The following is a 16,848-nucleotide window of genomic DNA, read 5'->3' as shown; positions in this document are numbered from 1 at the left end:
TTTTATTGGCTTGTTAATTCAATATAGATAATATCTTCAAATTCGCCCGCATTGATACCCCAGAAATCACCGATCTCGATTTTTATATTGTATCGGTCTCCGTCGGGATCCGTAGCCGAACCTGAAGCAATTTGCAGGAATGTCGAACTCAGGGAAATCAGACTCTCGTCGATATAGCAGTAGTAGGGAATTTCGGAGTCCGGATCGACGGCATCCGTTCTGATCATGACTCCGCCATTTTCCGATCTTATGCTCAGTTCATAAGGATCAGTTGATGAAACGACAATATCTCCAGTTTGAGTTTCTCCTGTCGTCAGATTTCCGAAGTCAAAGGTTTTGTCGGTGCTGGTCGATGCGAAAGGGGCCCCGGTATCGACAATGGATACTTCACAGACCATGGCGCTGGCAAGAGTTACCTGGATTTCTGAAACTACCGAGAAATCCTTCCAGTTTCGGGAAGAAGAACCCGAAACCGTTCCCGTATAGCCTTCCACCCGTACTGAATCGCTGTATTGTCCGGATTCGGGGAATTGATTCTGTATAGGGATTACTAGCCAGAATTTATGATGATTCGTCTGCGGATCTGAGCTGCTTTCAAAAGAGCCGGCGATGACATTTGAATCGTCCAGAATGATACTGCGCGTCTCGTCATAGAGGTTGTAGGCAACTTCGCTGCCTGTCTGTTGAGAAGTAAAGGCTCTTTCCGAAATGCTTCCGCCATTACCCCAGCCGAAAGAAAAGAAGTATGATATCGCCTCGCTGCCGGCACTGTATGCGACATCGAATTCGCAGAGAATGGCAATTTCCTCATTACCGCTATAGTCCGATATGGAGTTTCGAATTTCTGTCTGAACTTGTAAATTCCAGCTCTGAGCTTGAATTGGGAGCGCTATATTGAATAAAGCTATGATAAATACAATTCTTTTAATTTTCTTCATATCTATGACCTGTCTTCCCGGAGTACTTTTAAATCTCCGAGGTCCAGTTTTTTTTCGGTTTCCTCGGGAATCTGAATATTCAGAATATAAGAGGAATTGTTAATGTTTAATGTGCACTCTCCTCTCTGAAGCCCATAGATGAAAAAGACTCCTTCTCTGTCAGTGAAAAACAAGAACTCTTCTCCTTCCTGATCAGTCAGAGTTCCCGTTTCAAAAGAGAGTGCCGAACCCTGCCCGTCAACCAGCCGCCCCGTGATATAAACATTATTTCTTGTGCCTGTATATATAACCGTACCGCTTTTGTAGCGGGGGAAAAGTGTAAAGGTTGATGTGCCCAGTTCCGTATCGATATCTATCTGAGGTTCAGCTAAATTCACGGCGATTTTTTTAGAATTGTAAGATCTGAGATTGTTCACTACGGGATTTCCAAGAAAATCAGAGCGGAATTCATAGCTGTCGGAACGGGGATTGATTCCCACATTGAGGTTTTCCAGGTTGAAAACAGGAATAACAATGGCAAAGCTGTCTGTTATCGGTCTGGATAAGGCAATATGGCGGTCGGCGAAAACCAGAGCCGTCTCGAATCTTGACTGGAAGTAGGAGGTATAATTCCCTCCGTCCGAGCGAAGGGTTGAGGATAATGATCCGTAAAATCTGTTGAAGGATGTGCTTCCCCTCAATGACAATGTGCTTTCTGTATCTCCGGAAAAAGGGAGACCCGATATCCCTGCTGACAGAGAACTGCTGTTCGCGCCTTGAAATCTTTTTTTCCAGCTTATATCCGCTCCCTGTTGAGAGTTGCTGCTTTTCACAGTTAAGGATTGATTGTCATTGTAATCATTGATATGGATGAGAAGCGAGACAGTGAAATCACTACTTCCGTCAGGGAGAAATTTCTCTTTGAAATCCATACTGGCTGATAAGTTCCTTGAGAATTTTTTCCTTAACCCGAGAGATACCATGCCGCTGTTTCCGTTCTCCTCTCTTCCGAATGAGAAGGATGCTCCAGGCTGAATATATATGAAGTCTGCCAGATTGTAGGATAAAGTACCCTTGATTTCTAATAAATCCGGAGGAGATTCCTCTGTAGAGCCTACGGGAAAGAAGGCCGGGCTGTTGTAACGGCTGAATAAACTGAAAGTCGGGATCCTGGGATTATTGGCTGAATGGAAAAAATAAGAGAGGGCCGCGGAAAATCCCAAAGAGTTCCGCAGCGACGACCAGCTCTGATTGGCTTCCAGTTCAAAGGTTCCCGCTCTGGTCGGGAACAGGAATGAGAGCCCGGCCATTTCGTCACTGAAATCGCTTTGAATATTTATCCCTGCTGTCATAAATGAAAAGCCATAGAGAAAATTACCCGTAATAAGAGGCAGTTCCAGTGAGTATGGAGAAATTCCAATAGAAGCGGAGTAATCAATATCTCTGTGGCTTAAACCATCAGAAGCGTAGGGTATGAGGAATTCCTGCTCCTGGACTGACCCGAAACTGTCTTCGATGGAAAGACGGATTTCATTTATGCCCGATCTCAGAGGGAGATCGGTTAGGTTGAACCTGCCCGGAGGGAGTTGTCTGCTCTTTACGGGATACCCGTTAAGAAAAATGCGGACAAAAGAGGGTGATTCAAGTGTAAACTGAAAAAGGGGGTTCTCTGCACCATCCGCTGATGTTATCTCCGGTTTCCTCGCAAAACTGATACCCTGATATCGGCCGAATTTCTGAGCTCCTCTGTTGTCCACACTGAAATCGCCGAGAATGAGTCTGGATGAAATTCCTGTGAAATCGTGGATGATGCTGAGAGAGGGGTATTCCTCCTGGTAGGGGTAGTTCAGAGTATAATCCCCTGTAAAAATCCAATTGCGGAAGTTAATGGCCGTATTAAATTGTATTGAACCGGGCAGGCTGTGAGTGTTATCAGCTCCGATTGATTCCCAGATCCATTGCTGATTGTGGTATAAGTTGAGGTAGAAACTGAAATCGGATTGCTCTATCAGGTTTTCCCTGTCCGGGGATTGATAGTTTCTGACTCCGAGATTCTGTTCTTTTAACATGTCTGCTGGAATCGATATGGATAGATACAATTCACTGCTGTTATATGAACTCTTTATACCCGATTCTTCAAGAATTGTACTGACTCTGTACTCTTGTGGATCTTCGGGCAGGGGAAAACCGGCTAAAATATCATCGGTCAATAAGGGTGATAGATAGTCCAGAAGCTGCTGATAAAGTATTTTTATATCAGCTGATTCTTCGGGATATAGAGAAATCTCGCCTTTATAATCACCGTTTATTAAAATCGGGATCTGAATTTTCTGATCCTCTGTGCCGGACGGATCTCCGAAAACCAGGGCAAATAAATCTTCCTTGTCTATCTCTTTTGAGACTTTGCCAGCAGTGCTGCTTTCGATCTCTTCTATGAAATTCTGATTGATTTTATTGATTATGAAATCCAGTTTCCTCTCGATCCCCAGACTGATGGATCCCGATGAGCTGAGGCTGAAAATTGTATTTCCCTTTTCGCTTTCAAGGGCGGTTGAATTAATTGTGATATTATCTTCATCCAGTTCGAAAGTGTTTATTATGAGATAGCTAATATTATCCTTTCTGGATTTTTCCAGCAGTACAGGAGTTTCCTGGATCGGTATGTAAACCTCATCTTCATTGTAAAAGACAACCTCTGCTTCCATTTTTTCTTTAAAAGCTGTGTTCATATTATAAAGGAGTTCCGATAGGGCAGGGATGTCTTCCGTTTCAGCTTGATTTACCAGAAGAATTCTTGACTGGGCGGAAAGAGAATAGGGAAAGAAGAGTATGAGAAGTGTCAGTAATAGAAAACCATTAAATAAATTAGTGATCTTGATAGAAAATGACAGCATTCAGCTCTCCGTCAGTTACTTCTGGAGGCCGGGAGATGAAGAATTGTCTTTTTTCACCGGCCAGGATGTTTTCCCCTTCGATCCCCTCGAGATCAGGCCCGGATAGGATCAGAGGATCGCTTCCCATATTATCGGTGATTTGAAGACTTAAATTACTAAGAATCCCATGGGCTTGCCCTTTATTGCTGAGAACCAGGCGGAGTTTTCCGTCATCGACGGCAGTAAGAGATTCCACAATGACATCAGGCTTCATCGATTTTGATTTTACATAAACCGAGCCAATATAGCGGAACATTATTTTCAGTCCGCCGGACTCATTGTCTTCTGTTGAGAAGTTTACCGGAAGCTGCTCGGCAATAATCCTGAAAGGCAACTCCGATGTGATATCCGCCATTCCTTTCCATTGAACCTTTACAATCTGGTTCTCTCCGGGTTTCAGGATAATCTGGGAAGGATAGATGATAAACAGATCGTCTGCCGGTTCGTTTATCTCATCTCCCTCAAGGGTTGTCGAGCGCGAATATATGCTCATTTGAACAGCAATGATATCTTCATTGCTGTTGATAACCGTGAAGTTTTTTACTGATCCCGATCCAGTTGTAGACATGTCTGTAGAAATGGGAGTCAGTTGAAAAGAAAACAGCGGAACGCTTATCATTAAGAGCAGAATTGTGTATATGACTGTTTTTCTTTTCATACTTCCTCTAGTCCTGTTTATAGAATAGCAGGTGAATTAAGGTGCTGCAATTGTAAATGTCAGTGTATCCGTGTAAGTTCCGGAAGGGAGAGCGGGATTTCCCGTATAGGATATGTTGAGATCCTTGTCCAGGCCGTCAGCATCTGTGACGGTGGTTGTATTGGTGATAACCGCTGATCCGGAAGTCAGATCTATGGATGCACCGTCGTAGGTAAGCGTGTAAGCCAGAGAATCACTTGGTCCGGCCAGCTCTGACGAATTGTCCGAAGAGACGGTGACTGTGTAAGCTGAGTTACTGATTTCCGTTACAGTTGCGACTTTCAGATTCGAAGCATCATTTAGAAGGTCCAGATCGTTATACACACCATCTACCGGTGTTACGACAATTGCCATATTGCTATCTACCGTTCCGGTAAGGGTCAGTGTTCCTGTCGTGTCTGCCATAGCGGGAAGGGAAATGAAGGCTGCAACAGCCAGCGTCAAAATAAATTTCATATTTCTCATTTTATACCTCTTTAGGTTGTTTAATTTTGTTTACGGTAATCTATATGCATTAAGTGTGCCAAAAAAAACAAAAAAATGTATAAAATGGTAAAAAAAGGATAGGGAAAGGATCTGGGGGGCCTTTATCGCCGGATATTGAAGGAAAATGCTTTCCGGTTTTCGGGTGAATTTTCACATAGTATATCTATTCTCGTCGTCTTTATCGTTTTTATTCGACATTTATGACGAGAAGGATCTCAATTATCCCATTCGGTCGTATCTATTTGCAGAATCTGAATCCTGGAACGTATTCTTCTTTCGCTGATGCCGAGCTTTCTCGCCGCTTCGCTTTTGTTTCCTTCCGATTCTTTCATCGCCTGGACAATGAGATCCGTTTCATAGCTGTTCATCAGTTCATCAAAGTTTTTGTTGATGAGGACCCGGCTGTTTTTCTCATCGCGGGCCATATCAATGAGCGGAGGCAGATCGATCATTTTAATCGTATTGGAGCGGCTGAAGATAACGGCTCTCTCGATGATATTTTCAAGTTCCCGTATATTGCCGGGATAGTCGTACTTCATCAGGGCATCCATGGCGTCATGGGACACGCCGGTTATTTCTTTGTGATTTTTGTGGCTGAACTTTTCCACAAAGTGATTGATCAGCGGACTGATATCCGCTTTTCTCAGCCGTAAGGGCGGAATATCGATATGCACGACATTCAGTCTGTAATAGAGGTCCTGCCGGAATGTTCCCTCTTCAATCATTTTCTTCAGATCTTTGTTCGTCGCGGCGATTATCCGTATATCACAGGTTTCAAGTTTTTCCGAGCCGACCTTCTGGATCTGCCCGAATTGAATGGTGCGGAGGAGTTTGACCTGGACTGTCATGGGGATGTCGCCCACTTCATCGATAAAAAGGGTTCCTCCGTCGGCTATTTCAAAAACACCGCTTTTTTCACTTACCGCTCCGGTAAAAGCTCCCTTCACATGACCGAAGAGCTCGCTGTCGATAAGCGTTTCCGACAGAGCGGCAATGTTGACCACCCGCATGATTTTATCCTTGCGCGAGCTGGCGTAGTGAATGGCATTGGCCAGCATTTCCTTTCCGGTTCCGCTTTCACCGGTTATGAGAACCGATGCGTCGCTGGCGGAGATCCTCCAGGCCGTATTCAGTATGTTTTCCATGGTGCCGCTCTGGGAAATGATGGATTGGAATCCGTGTTTTTCCTCCAGCTGTTCCCTTAGCATTCTGTTTTCTCTGACAAGAAGGCTTTTTTCTTCTACAGAGAGAAGCAGCTTCTGAAGCATGGGAGCGGTAACCGGTTTTGTCAGATAATCCCGGGCGCCCTCCTTCATGAGATCAACAGCTACCTGGATATCAGTCTGGGCTGTGAGCATAGCCACATCTATATGGGGGTTGATCTCTTTTACCGACTTCAAAAGGTCCATACCGGAACCGCCGGGCATCATATAATCAGTCAGAATGAGGTCGATGTTTCTTCCCCTGACGATTTCAAGAGCCGGCTCCACGCTATCGGCTGAGAATAACTCAAAAACGGGCTGCTTAATCTCTCCGAAGAGAGATTCAATGTATTTTCTCTGGAGATTATCATCTTCGACTATTAGCACGGACATTTGTGACATATGTTTATTATAGTTAGAATAACCATTCTTGTACAATGACTTTATCCTGCGGAGATAAGAGGCAATTCATTCCAGTTCGTCGTGTAGCGCGGTGAGAGCTGCTCCCTTTTCATCTGCCAGTGGCTCGTCTCCCGGATGTTCATGCAGTTAACCGTATTCCGTCCGTATTTCCGGTTGATCCGGTCCACCGATTCCATGACACGGTATTTTCTCGGATCCTCCTTCAGGAACAGATCCAGCTGGCCTCTGTTCTCATCCTCTATTCCCGTGAGGTAGACGGTTATTTTCTTGTATTTGAACCCTTTGCGGTAGATCTGTTCCAATCCGCGCCTCGCCGCGCTGATGATATCGGGGGGGTAGGCGCTTGGTACCGCCAGTTCAATGGTGGCCGCATTGGAGTACTGCCGGTCTCCCTGACGGAAGTAATTGGTCGATACGGATATGTTCACATAGCGGCAGACCGATTTCTGCTTCCTCAGTTTTTCCGTTGCCGTTGTCCCGTAATCGGCCGCCGCCTCCATCAGATCCAGAAGGTCCGTAACGGGGTAGCTGAAGCTTTTGGAGGAGAGGATGCCCTTTTTCGGGGGAGGGGCCTGCTCCATGTCTATGGACGGTTTCCCCTCCAGCTCCCATTTTGTTCTCAGTCCCACCATGGTGAGGTTCTTCTTTACCCATGAGTCGCTCTGCTGCGTCAGCTGGAGTGCCGTAAAGATTCCGTTCCTGTTGAGAAAGGCCTGGTACTGGCGGCCGATTCCCCAGATATCACCCACTTCCAGCTCTTTGAGGAAAAGCCGGCTGTCGCTGCTGCTGAAGTCAAAATAGCCTTCCGGCCTCTTCTTTGCCACCTTGTTGGCCGCCTTGGCCAGAGTTTTCGTCGGTCCTATGCCCACGGAGACGGGAATTCCCGTCCAGGTCATAACCGTTCCCCGGATGAGCCGGGCGATATCATCCTGGCTTTCTCCTCCCAGAATGAGAAAAGCTTCGTCGATGGAGTATATCTCCAGTTCCGAGGCGAAATTCCGCAGGATATTCATAACACGGGACGACAAGTCGTGATAGAGTGTGTAATTGGAAGAAAAGACAGCAATATCATATTTCTTTATATGGGATTCCACTTTGAAAAGAGGAATCCCCCGGGGGATCCCCAGAGCTTTGGCTTCGCGGCTCATGGCGACAACGCACCCGTCGTTATTGGAGAGGACAATGACCGGCTTATTCTTCAGGTCGGGACGGAAAACCTTTTCGCAGGAGGCGTAGAAGGTATTGCAGTCCACCAGCGCGTATTTCATAGAAAGCTGTGGATGGCGTGGGTGACAACCCCCCACACCTGAAAATCAGTTTCGTCGCCGATTTCAATGACGGGGTAGTCGGGGTTTTCCGGGAGGAGGCACCATCGGCCCAGCTCCCGGTGGAGCCTTTTGACGGTAAATTCGCCGTCGACGACGGCTATGACGATCCGCCCCGTTTCCGGCCTGATGGAACGGTCCACGACGAGAAGGTCCCCCGTGTCGATTCCCGCTCCGATCATGGAATCGCCCTGGACGCGGACGATGAAGGTGGACGCGCGGTTTTTTATAAGGTACTCGTTGAAATCGAGAGAGCTGTCCGAGTAATCGTCGGCAGGCGAGGGGAATCCCGCCTTGATCAGATCGCAGAAAAGAGGGACTTCCACGACCGGGGCAATCTGTACCGGGGAAAAAATAAAACTAATCATATGTTAAGTATAATTCTGTTTAGACAGGCAGTCAATTATCCGGGAAGAGAAAGAAAAAAAAAGAGCCCCGGAGGACTCTCTTTTATGAGATGCATTAAAATCGCATCGAACAAACGACACAATGTGTCGGTCATTATGATGCTTTATTTGGAGTAGAACTCGACGACCATCTGCTCATTGGCAACGGAGTCGATATCAACTCTGAAGGGAAGTCTTTCGACTTTGCCTTTGAGGGCGTCTTCGGAGAAGCTGAGCCATGAAGGAACAGTTCTGTCGTTTTTGGAAACGCACTCTCTCAGGACTTTTTTGGTTGCATCGTTATCTTTAACAAGGATCTCGTCGCCCTCTTTGACAATCATCGAAGGAATGTCGGATCTCTTGCCGTTCAGTCTGATATGTCCGTGGTTTACGAACTGTCTGGCCTGAGCGCGGCTCTGTGCCATACCGAGTCTGTAAACAACGTTGTCCAGTCTTCTTTCGAGGAGGATCATCATGTTGTCACCCGTAAGACCTTTCAGTCTTTTCGCGTGAAGAAAGACGTTGTAGAACTGCTTTTCGCTTACGCCGTAAGCAAATCTGATTTTCTGCTTTTCAACGAGCTGCTTACCGTAGTCGCTCTCTTTCTTTCTGATTCTCTTCCCTTTTTCTACACCGGGACCGTGAGGTTTCTTTTTCAGTAATTTATCGTATTTATGGTTACCATAAATATTGACACCGAGACGGCGGACAATTTTACCTTTCGCTTTGGTATTTCTTGCCATTACTACACCTTACCCTTTAAAATATTTCTCTGGTTCATACGAACCGGGTTCCCATGATATAACCGAACAGATGGGCGTGTCAATTCCGGCAGCGCGGGTCTTCGCGCCTTTATTCGATTATTTATTGGAATATTGAGCTGAAGGTATATTATAAATGATAGTGAGGATAACCTGTTTATGATCAGTCATGTTGTTATGTGGAAGTTGAAAAATATCTCAGAGGGAGATGAGGTCGTCAGGAGACTGAAAAATCTGGAAGGGAAAATTCCCGGACTAATCAGTATAGAGGCAGGGGCCGATACTAATAGAAGCGATGCAGCATGGGATGTGGTTCTTATTTCAACACATGAATCGAAAGATGCCCTTGATTCCTATCAGGTTCACCCTGACCATATGGAAGTGAAGAAATTTATCGGTTCCGTTGCGGCTGAAAGGGCGGTAGTTGATTTTTCCGGCTCATAATTATCTAACAGGGGTTAACCAAAGCGGTCAGGAGATTGCATTCAGATTATGGCAGTAAAAAACAAAATTAAACGAATTCTTGAAATTGATTCCGATCTCAATAGAGTGCAGGACCTCGATTTGCTTCTGGACCGGGTTCTCTACGAAGCACGGCGATCCGCTAATGCTGATGCGGGGACTCTCTATATCAAAGAGAAAGGGAAACTCAGTTTCAAGTACTCCCATAACGATACGAAGCGGAAGGAGCTGGATCCCGGACAGAAACTGATTTACTCCTATTTCACCGTAGACATAAATGAAGAGTCCATTTCAGGATATGTCGCGGCGAACCAGATACCGCTCAATATTCCTGATATGTACAACATCCCCAAATCCAAACCCTACAGCTACAGCACCTGGTACGATGAGAAATCCAATTACAAGTGCGTTTCCTCTCTGACCATTCCCCTCGTTTCCAACCAGGGCGAGGTTCTGGGTGTTCTCCAGCTGATCAATGCTAAAGATGATGAGGGAAACATCGTCCGTTTCAAAAAAACCGACGAATCCTTTTTGATGCATTTCGCCAGTGTGGCCACCGTTGCCATCCAGCGCGCCCAGATGACCCGGCAGCTTCTGCTCCGGATGATACAGATGGCCGAGATGCGGGACCCGAAGGAAACGGGTCCTCATGTAAAAAGAGTCGCCGGTTATGCCGTGGAGCTCTATGAAGAATGGGCCCGTCGGAAGAAGATCGATCAGGGCGAAATTGAAAAGAACAAGGATATTCTCCGCATGGCGGCCATGCTTCACGATGTGGGGAAAGTGGGGATCTCCGACCTTATCCTGAAAAAGCCGGGACGCTTCACCGAAGAGGAATTCCTCATTATGCAGTCCCATGCCTATATCGGGGCTCAGCTCTTTTTCGGCAAACAGTCGGAGTTCGATCAGATGTCCATGGAAATATCGCTGTATCATCATGAAAACTGGGACGGCAGCGGTTATCCCGGACACATCGACCTCGAAACCGGCCGACCTCTGGATTCGGAAGTAAACGCCGGCGGCAAGAGAGGATTGGAAGGGGAGGAAATCCCCATCATGGCCAGAATCGTTTCCCTTGCCGATGTCTACGATGCTCTTTCTTGTCGCCGTGTCTACAAAGAAGCCTGGGATGAAGAAAGGGTCTATGAGGAACTGAGGAAGACACGCGGAAAAAAATTCGATCCCGAGCTTATCGATATTTTCTTTGATATTCTGCCTCACATCCTGCAGGTCAAGAAGCAGTATCCCGATGTGGATTGAATGGATTCTAAAATAATCATTATATAATGATTGATATATTTTCTTCACCTTTGACAGCGCCTTGCTGAAGGCTTAGTCTTTAAAGCAGAGGTGCACAGCAATGAAGAAGATTGCATTTCTATTTCTTATCTTTTCCTTACTGACTCTTCACAGCCTAATCTCACAGACCGATAGCGCAATACAGAACGGACCGGTTTACATCATTCCCGTCAATGAGGATATCGATCCCTTTCTCGTCGTATTTCTCAAGCGGAGCATCGTCAAAGCCAAAGAGGCTGAATCCCCCATGATCATTTTCCAGCTCAACACCTTCGGCGGGCGCGTCGACTCCGCGCTGGAGATTACATCTCTCATAGGCTCTGTCAGCTGGGCCGAGACGGTTGCCTACATTCCCTCCGCATCAGGAGGAACCGGTGTCAGCTGGTCTGCAGGAGCGCTCATTTCCTTTTCCTGCGATAAAATCGTTATGGACGCCGGAACATCCATGGGCGCAGCAGCTCCCGTATACCAATCTTCCGAAGGGATGGTCATGGCGGAGGAAAAAACCGTCAGCGCCGTGCGGGGGCAGATGGCGGCTCTCGCCGAGAAGAACGGTTACCCCCGGTCCATTGCTCTGGCCATGGTGGATGACGACCTTGAACTTTATGAGGTCGAAACCGATGAAGGCGTCCGCCTTTTCACTCCCGGAGAGATTCAGGAACTGGAGCGCGTCTCCGGCAGTACAATCGTCCGGGGGCGCCAGTTGTCGGCGGCCGATAAACTTCTGACCTTAACCGCGGGAGAGATGGAGCGATACGGCGTTTCTTCCGCCACCGTTACCGGCCGGGACAGCCTTTATGACTATTTGAAAATTACCGGATCCTCGGTTGTCGTTCTGGAAAAGAGCAGATCCGACTGGTTTGTGGCTTTTATCAGCAGCGCCGCCGTCACCAGCCTTCTTGTTATGGTCGGGCTTGTCGCCCTTTATCTTGAAGTGACCAGTCCCGGTTTCGGGATACCCGGCACAATCGCGCTGGTTTGTTTTACCGTTGTCTTTGCCGCCAGCACTATGATCGGCAATATGGGTTCGCTGGAATTGCTCCTGTTCCTGGCCGGCGTCGTTCTGCTCCTGGTCGAAATTTTCATTATTCCGGGATTCGGAGTCACCGGTATCAGCGGGATCATTCTCATCCTTCTGTCTCTGGTTCTGTCCCGGCAGGATTTCGTCGTCCCCGAGTTTGTCTGGCAGTGGGATCTCTTCCGGAAAAATCTCCTCTATGTTTCATTAAGCCTGGTAGGCGCTCTCGCCTTGATCGGGGTGCTGATGATTATGCTTCCCCAATCCCGACTCTTCAGCCGGCTCGTACTAAAGAGTGACGGAGATGGCGGCTCTGATGATGCAGTTGAATCAGCGGGCGAGGTCAAAAGTAATCGACTTGGAGAGAAGGGGACAGCTTTGACGGATTTGAGACCCGTCGGCAAAGCGGATTTCTCTGGAGAAATTCTCATCGTTCAGACCGATGGCGAGTATATCGAAAAAGGTTCAGAAGTTATTGTCATAAAAAAAGAGGGGCTGCGGCTCGTGGTCCGGAAAGGAGTTTAGGAATGTTTATAGCATTGTATATTGTCGGCGGAATTGTCAGCCTGATTTTTCTTTTTATCTTTATTATGTTCTTCGGTCTGTGGTTCCGGGCTCTGCTGTCGGGAGCTTCGGTAAAAATGAACCGGATTATCGGAATGTGGATCAGGAAAGTCAGTGCCAAGCAGATTGTCGACAGCCGGATCATGCTGGTGAAAGGCGGTCTGGCCACCAGTTCCGATCTTCTAGAAACCCATTATCTGGCCGGCGGGAATGTCATCAACGTGAGCAAAGCCCTCATAGCCGCCAACAAAGCGGATCTCGACTTGCCCTTTTCCAAAGCGGCGGCAATCGACCTGGCGGGACGGGATGTTCTTGAAGCGGTCAAAACCTGTGTTAATCCCAAAGTCATTGACTGCCCCCATCCCGACAAGGGGAAGACGACTATCGACGCGGTCGCCAAAGACGGAATTCAGCTGAAGGCGAAAGCCCGTGTCACTGTCCGGACCAATATCGAAAGACTGATCGGAGGAGCCACGGAAGAGACGATAATTGCCCGTGTCGGCGAGGGGATTGTCACGACGATCGGTTCCGCCCAGACTTACAAGGATGTGCTGGAAAACCCTGATAATATCTCCAAGACGGTACTGGCAAAAGGCCTCGATGCGGGGACCGCTTTTGAAATCCTCTCTATTGATATCGCCGATGTGGATGTGGGTTCCAATGTGGGAGCCAAGCTTCAGGCCGATCAGGCGGAAGCTGATATGCGGCGCTTCCAGGCTGTTGCCGAGCAGCGCCGGGCGGCAGCAAAAGCGAGAGAAGCGGAAATGCTGGCTGAGATCCAGGAAAACAGAGCCAAGGTTGTCCTGGCGGAAGTGGATATCCCGAAAGCCATGGCCGAATCGTTCAGAAAGGGGAATCTGGGTATTATGGATTATTACAGAATGAAGAATATCCAGGCGGATACGTCTATGCGGAACAGCATCGGGGGAGATGGCAATCCCGATAACGCAGGCGGCAGATAAATGAAAATCGGCGACCTTATATATAGCATGATCACACTCGCGCTCATGATCCTCGTCATCGCCAGTCCGATCCTGAGGAAGATCTTCCGGTCGGCCGGTAAGAATCTCAAAGGTAATACGGCACCGAGTGAGGATTCCCTGTATGATAGCGTCGATTCGGCAAAAGTCGTTGACAGAATGTTCAGCCAGGGAGAGAAGGCAGATAAAAAATGGGATTTTTCCCGACCCGACTCTGTACTTCCCCGTAAAATATCCAGTGAAGTGAAGACCCCTGCGGCTATGGAGCGTATTGATTCTCTTCCTCCCCTTAAGAAAGCTGTAATCTGGAGCGAGATTCTGGGAAAACCGGTCTCTCTGCGCGATTTGGAGTAGTGATCAGATTTCACTCCTGTATTAGAATATCCCGATGATTAAGACTCTTTACATGGCTCCCATGCTGGTTTACACGGACAACACATTCCGTGAAGTTTATTTCCGCCACTTTTCGGGATTTGACCGTGCTGTCGCTCCCTTTATCGTTGTTGCGGAAAACAGCCGATATCGGAAAAAATCCCTTCAGAGTTTGCTTCCCTCCCTGCATGAAGCAATACCTGTGGAACCTCAGATACTCAGTAAAGATCCCGATGCCTGCGCCGCTCTGGCCAATTTGCTGGAAGATGCGGGGTTCAAGTCGGTCAATATCAATATGGCCTGTCCGGCCGACGCTGTGGTGAATAAAGGTCGCGGTTCGGGTTTTCTGCCCCATCCTGAGAGGGTTCAGGATTTTCTCGCTTCAGTCATTCCGAAGATCCGTCTGCCCTTATCGGTAAAAGTGAGAACGGGATTGTACTCGCACAGGGAAATTGAAGCTCTCATACCTGTTTTCAATACCTTCCCCTTAAGTGAGGTTATAGTTCATCCCAGACTGGGAGTTGATAAATATGAGGGACCGGTCGATCTCGAAGCCATGAAATCTGTTGCCGCGACACTGAAACACCCGCTGGTTTTCAGCGGAGATGTGAGCCGCAGGACATGGATTGATTTTTCAAGTTCTTTTAAAGAGGTGGAAAGATGGATGATCGGTCGGGAATTGCTGCGGGATCCTTTTCTCCCGGAAGATATCCGGGCTTATGAGAGGGGAGAGGCCGATCGTCTCCGGGAAATAGTTCCTTTGAATCGGGAACGTAAAAACAGGCTTCGAGATTATCACGATGATCTTCTCGATACTTTGGGAAAGAAAATCAACCGGCAGGAAGCTCTGGTGGGAAAAATGAAGAGCTACTGGCAATATCTGGAAGCCCTTTTCCCCGGCCGCGAAGCGGAGATGGAAGAGATGAAGCGGATACTTCATCTTGACGAATATAACATATGGGTCAATAAATTATTTAAGGAATAAATTGTGCCTACAAAACACATCCGCCACTTTAAGTCATAAACAGGAAGTAAAAAAAATGTCATTGAATACAAAACTGAACAACGAATATCTGAAATTGCATACAGCGAAGGAAGAGAGCTTCTGGGCTGCCTATATGAACCATTCATCTTATGAACAGGGAGATTTTGAAAAAAAAGAAACGGCTCTCAAAGCCTTTATGTCCGATTTATCCCGTTTAAAAGAAATCAGAACCGAGCTGGATAAGGAAGGGCTTAGCCGCTGGGAGAAAACGGGACTTGAGGGATGGCTCCGTTTTTTTCAATGCCACGCCATTGAGGATCCCGAAGCTCTGGCCATTCAGAAGAGACTTATTGAGATGGAAGGCGATATGGGTCGGAAAAGACGGAATTATCCCCTTGGCTATACCGATCCGTCTACAGGGGAGCACAAGGAAGCCGGTATGGGAAAACTTCTCCTTCTTGTGGGAAGCGACCCCGATGAAGCTGTCCGGAAGGCCGCCTGGCAGGGTATGAGAGATCTTGAGATTTACCTGCTGGAAAATGGTTATATCGATCTGGTGAAGGAACGCAATAAACTGGCTGAAAAACTCGGGTTCGAAGATTATTACGATTACAGCTGCCAGGTAAACGAAGGATTTTCCCGCGATCAGCTTTTTTCTATTCTCGATGTTCTGAAAGATGATACCTCAGAAGCCTGTTTTGCTTCTTTTAAAAAAGCGGAAAAGGATAACAGTGGTTTGAAAGCCAATCCCTGGAATATCCGGTATATGGCATCGGGAGATCTGACAGAGAGACAGGATCCTTATTTCTCCTTTGATCAGGCCTTGCTCCGATGGGGCCGTTCTTTTTCCGCAATGGGAATCGACTATAAAGGTGCCCGCATTCAGATCGATCTTGTCGCCCGTAAAGGCAAATACGAAAACGGCTTTATGCACGGTCCTTTCCCTCCTTATAATGATGGCAGCCGGTTCCTGCCCGCCAGGCTGAATTTTACAGCCAATGCTGTTCCGGGACAGACCGGGGGCGGCTGGAAAGCTATAAAAACCCTCCTTCACGAAGGGGGGCATGCCGCTCATTTTTCCAATATCGATATGCCTGCTCCCTGTTATTCCCAGGAATTCGCTCCCACTTCGGGAGGATTCGCCGAAATTCAATCCATGCTGATGGATTCTCTGCTCTTTGATGGCGACTGGCTGTGGAAATATGCGGAAAACAGCGATGGCGGGAAAATGCCCGATGAGCTGATCAGTGAAATTGTCCATAATAAGTATCGCTTCCTGGCCTTCGATCTCCGGTATCTGACAGTCGTCGCTTATGGAGAAAAAAGGATATACGGATTATCCGATGATGAGCTCACAGCCGATAGAATTCTTAAAGAGCTGCGTGAAGCGGAGAATGAGTTCTTCGGATTTGACAGTCCCCGTCCGACTCTGGCTGTTCCCCATCTACTGACCGGCGAAGCCGCGGCGACCTACCATGCCTATGTTCTGGCTATTATGGGTGTTTACCAGACCAAACGCTACTTTATCAACAAATACGGTTATATAACCGACAACCGGGAAGTGGGACAGGAAATGGCTGAAAGATACTGGAAGCCCGGAAACTCTAAAACCATGCTTCAGTACATAAAGGATCTGACGGGAGAGAATTTCAGTGCCGACGCTACGGTTGAACTTGTCAATACATCTCTGGATGACCACAAAAAGGCTGCAATGGATTCAGTAGAACGTATCAAATCTATCGAGAGTGAAAGAACTCCCATAGACTTGAACTGTTCGATTAAAATGGTTCACGGAGATGAAGTTATCGCCGACTCGGAAGAGGGATTCGAAAAAATGTGTGAAAAGTACGGAGACTGGTACAGATCGCTTTCATAAACAAATGAAACAGGGCGTTCAGACCCCGAAAAGCTCAGTAAGGACCGCAAAGACCTTCAGCCGCCAGCTTGCCGCAGACAACATGAGCTCCCCCTTTTACGGGGAGCGAACAAAGGCTCCGATCATCTGAGGAGCCGACCTTAATGTTACTTGATAACCAGG

At 47.5% G+C, this 16,848-nt stretch carries 15 protein-coding genes; 7 read left to right on the top strand and 8 right to left on the bottom strand.

Annotated features, from left to right (window positions below; genetic code table 11):
• Positions 1–2: 2 nt before the first annotated feature.
• The 8 genes from HNR50_RS13440 to rpsD all read right to left on the bottom strand — a co-directional run bounded on the left by HNR50_RS13440 (position 3) and on the right by rpsD (position 9,112).
• On the bottom strand, positions 3–938 hold the full coding sequence (locus HNR50_RS13440) for a spore coat protein U domain-containing protein (RefSeq protein WP_184747290.1): 936 nt from the start codon (positions 936–938) through the stop codon (positions 3–5).
• 2 nt (positions 939–940) lie between these two features.
• Positions 941–3,811, bottom strand: a complete 2,871-nt coding sequence (locus HNR50_RS13435; protein ID WP_184747289.1) for a fimbria/pilus outer membrane usher protein — start codon at positions 3,809–3,811, stop codon at positions 941–943.
• On the bottom strand, positions 3,783–4,508 hold the full coding sequence (locus tag HNR50_RS13430) for a fimbria/pilus periplasmic chaperone (RefSeq protein WP_184747288.1): 726 nt from the start codon (positions 4,506–4,508) through the stop codon (positions 3,783–3,785). The genes HNR50_RS13435 and HNR50_RS13430 overlap by 29 nt, the downstream gene beginning before the upstream one ends.
• 36 nt (positions 4,509–4,544) lie before the next feature.
• Positions 4,545–5,003 (bottom strand): hypothetical protein, encoded by a 459-nt coding sequence (locus tag HNR50_RS13425; protein ID WP_184747287.1) that lies wholly within the window; start codon positions 5,001–5,003, stop codon positions 4,545–4,547.
• Positions 5,004–5,248: 245 nt separating this feature from the next.
• Entirely contained in the window at positions 5,249–6,637 is a 1,389-nt protein-coding gene (locus tag HNR50_RS13420; RefSeq protein ID WP_184747286.1) for a sigma-54-dependent transcriptional regulator, read from the bottom strand.
• A 41-nt stretch (positions 6,638–6,678) separates the two neighbouring features.
• The gene (locus HNR50_RS13415; RefSeq protein WP_184747285.1) at positions 6,679–7,926 is read right to left on the bottom strand and encodes a Y-family DNA polymerase; all 1,248 of its coding nucleotides are present in this window, start codon (positions 7,924–7,926) and stop codon (positions 6,679–6,681) included.
• Complete coding sequence (locus tag HNR50_RS13410) at positions 7,923–8,351, bottom strand: LexA family protein (protein WP_184747284.1); 429 nt, start codon at positions 8,349–8,351, stop codon at positions 7,923–7,925. Before HNR50_RS13410 ends, HNR50_RS13415 begins: the two co-directional genes overlap by 4 nt.
• 143 nt (positions 8,352–8,494) lie before the next feature.
• Positions 8,495–9,112, bottom strand: coding sequence for a 30S ribosomal protein S4 (gene rpsD, locus HNR50_RS13405; protein WP_184747283.1), 618 nt, complete (start codon positions 9,110–9,112; stop codon positions 8,495–8,497).
• Positions 9,113–9,289: 177 nt separating this feature from the next.
• On the opposite strand from rpsD, the gene HNR50_RS13400 reads away from it, so the two are divergent.
• The 7 genes from HNR50_RS13400 to HNR50_RS13370 all read left to right on the top strand — a co-directional run bounded on the left by HNR50_RS13400 (position 9,290) and on the right by HNR50_RS13370 (position 16,686).
• On the top strand, positions 9,290–9,574 hold the full coding sequence (locus tag HNR50_RS13400; RefSeq protein WP_184747282.1) for a Dabb family protein: 285 nt from the start codon (positions 9,290–9,292) through the stop codon (positions 9,572–9,574).
• Positions 9,575–9,622: 48 nt separating this feature from the next.
• Positions 9,623–10,852: a GAF and HD-GYP domain-containing protein gene (locus HNR50_RS13395; RefSeq protein WP_184747281.1), complete on the top strand. Its 1,230-nt coding sequence runs from the start codon at positions 9,623–9,625 to the stop codon at positions 10,850–10,852.
• 100 nt (positions 10,853–10,952) lie between these two features.
• Entirely contained in the window at positions 10,953–12,434 is a 1,482-nt protein-coding gene (locus HNR50_RS13390; protein WP_184747280.1) for an NfeD family protein, read from the top strand.
• Between the two features lie 2 nt (positions 12,435–12,436).
• The gene (gene floA / locus HNR50_RS13385; protein ID WP_184747279.1) at positions 12,437–13,435 is read left to right on the top strand and encodes a flotillin-like protein FloA; all 999 of its coding nucleotides are present in this window, start codon (positions 12,437–12,439) and stop codon (positions 13,433–13,435) included.
• Positions 13,436–13,807 carry a hypothetical protein gene (locus HNR50_RS13380; protein WP_184747278.1) on the top strand — a complete coding sequence of 124 codons (372 nt, stop codon included), beginning with the start codon at positions 13,436–13,438 and terminating at the stop codon, positions 13,805–13,807.
• Positions 13,808–13,841: 34 nt separating this feature from the next.
• The gene (locus HNR50_RS13375) at positions 13,842–14,810 is read left to right on the top strand and encodes a tRNA-dihydrouridine synthase (protein ID WP_184747277.1); all 969 of its coding nucleotides are present in this window, start codon (positions 13,842–13,844) and stop codon (positions 14,808–14,810) included.
• A gap of 55 nt (positions 14,811–14,865) precedes the next feature.
• Positions 14,866–16,686: a M3 family metallopeptidase gene (locus tag HNR50_RS13370; RefSeq protein ID WP_184747276.1), complete on the top strand. Its 1,821-nt coding sequence runs from the start codon at positions 14,866–14,868 to the stop codon at positions 16,684–16,686.
• Positions 16,687–16,848: the final 162 nt, after the last annotated feature.

The organism is Spirochaeta isovalerica (genome assembly GCF_014207565.1).
GTDB lineage: Bacteria > Spirochaetota > Spirochaetia > DSM-2461 > DSM-2461 > Spirochaeta_F > Spirochaeta_F isovalerica.
Note: the sequence above shows the minus strand (reverse complement) of the source record. Positions and strands in the feature narration are given on the sequence as shown.

Bases quoted from the DNA above. Each gene is read 5' to 3' on its own strand.
- HNR50_RS13410 (WP_184747284.1), bottom strand. From the start codon at position 8,351: ATGATTAGTTTTATTTTTTCCCCGGTACAGATTGCCCCGGTCGTGGAA.
- HNR50_RS13380 (WP_184747278.1), top strand. From the start codon at position 13,436: ATGAAAATCGGCGACCTTATATATAGCATGATCACACTCGCGCTCATG.
- rpsD (WP_184747283.1), bottom strand. From the start codon at position 9,112: ATGGCAAGAAATACCAAAGCGAAAGGTAAAATTGTCCGCCGTCTCGGT.
- HNR50_RS13435 (WP_184747289.1), bottom strand. From the start codon at position 3,811: ATGCTGTCATTTTCTATCAAGATCACTAATTTATTTAATGGTTTTCTA.
- HNR50_RS13440 (WP_184747290.1), bottom strand. From the start codon at position 938: ATGAAGAAAATTAAAAGAATTGTATTTATCATAGCTTTATTCAATATA.
- HNR50_RS13420 (WP_184747286.1), bottom strand. From the start codon at position 6,637: ATGTCACAAATGTCCGTGCTAATAGTCGAAGATGATAATCTCCAGAGA.
- HNR50_RS13400 (WP_184747282.1), top strand. From the start codon at position 9,290: ATGATCAGTCATGTTGTTATGTGGAAGTTGAAAAATATCTCAGAGGGA.
- floA (WP_184747279.1), top strand. From the start codon at position 12,437: ATGTTTATAGCATTGTATATTGTCGGCGGAATTGTCAGCCTGATTTTT.
- HNR50_RS13390 (WP_184747280.1), top strand. From the start codon at position 10,953: ATGAAGAAGATTGCATTTCTATTTCTTATCTTTTCCTTACTGACTCTT.
- HNR50_RS13430 (WP_184747288.1), bottom strand. From the start codon at position 4,508: ATGAAAAGAAAAACAGTCATATACACAATTCTGCTCTTAATGATAAGC.
- HNR50_RS13395 (WP_184747281.1), top strand. From the start codon at position 9,623: ATGGCAGTAAAAAACAAAATTAAACGAATTCTTGAAATTGATTCCGAT.
- HNR50_RS13425 (WP_184747287.1), bottom strand. From the start codon at position 5,003: ATGAAATTTATTTTGACGCTGGCTGTTGCAGCCTTCATTTCCCTTCCC.
- HNR50_RS13415 (WP_184747285.1), bottom strand. From the start codon at position 7,926: ATGAAATACGCGCTGGTGGACTGCAATACCTTCTACGCCTCCTGCGAA.
- HNR50_RS13375 (WP_184747277.1), top strand. From the start codon at position 13,842: ATGATTAAGACTCTTTACATGGCTCCCATGCTGGTTTACACGGACAAC.
- HNR50_RS13370 (WP_184747276.1), top strand. From the start codon at position 14,866: ATGTCATTGAATACAAAACTGAACAACGAATATCTGAAATTGCATACA.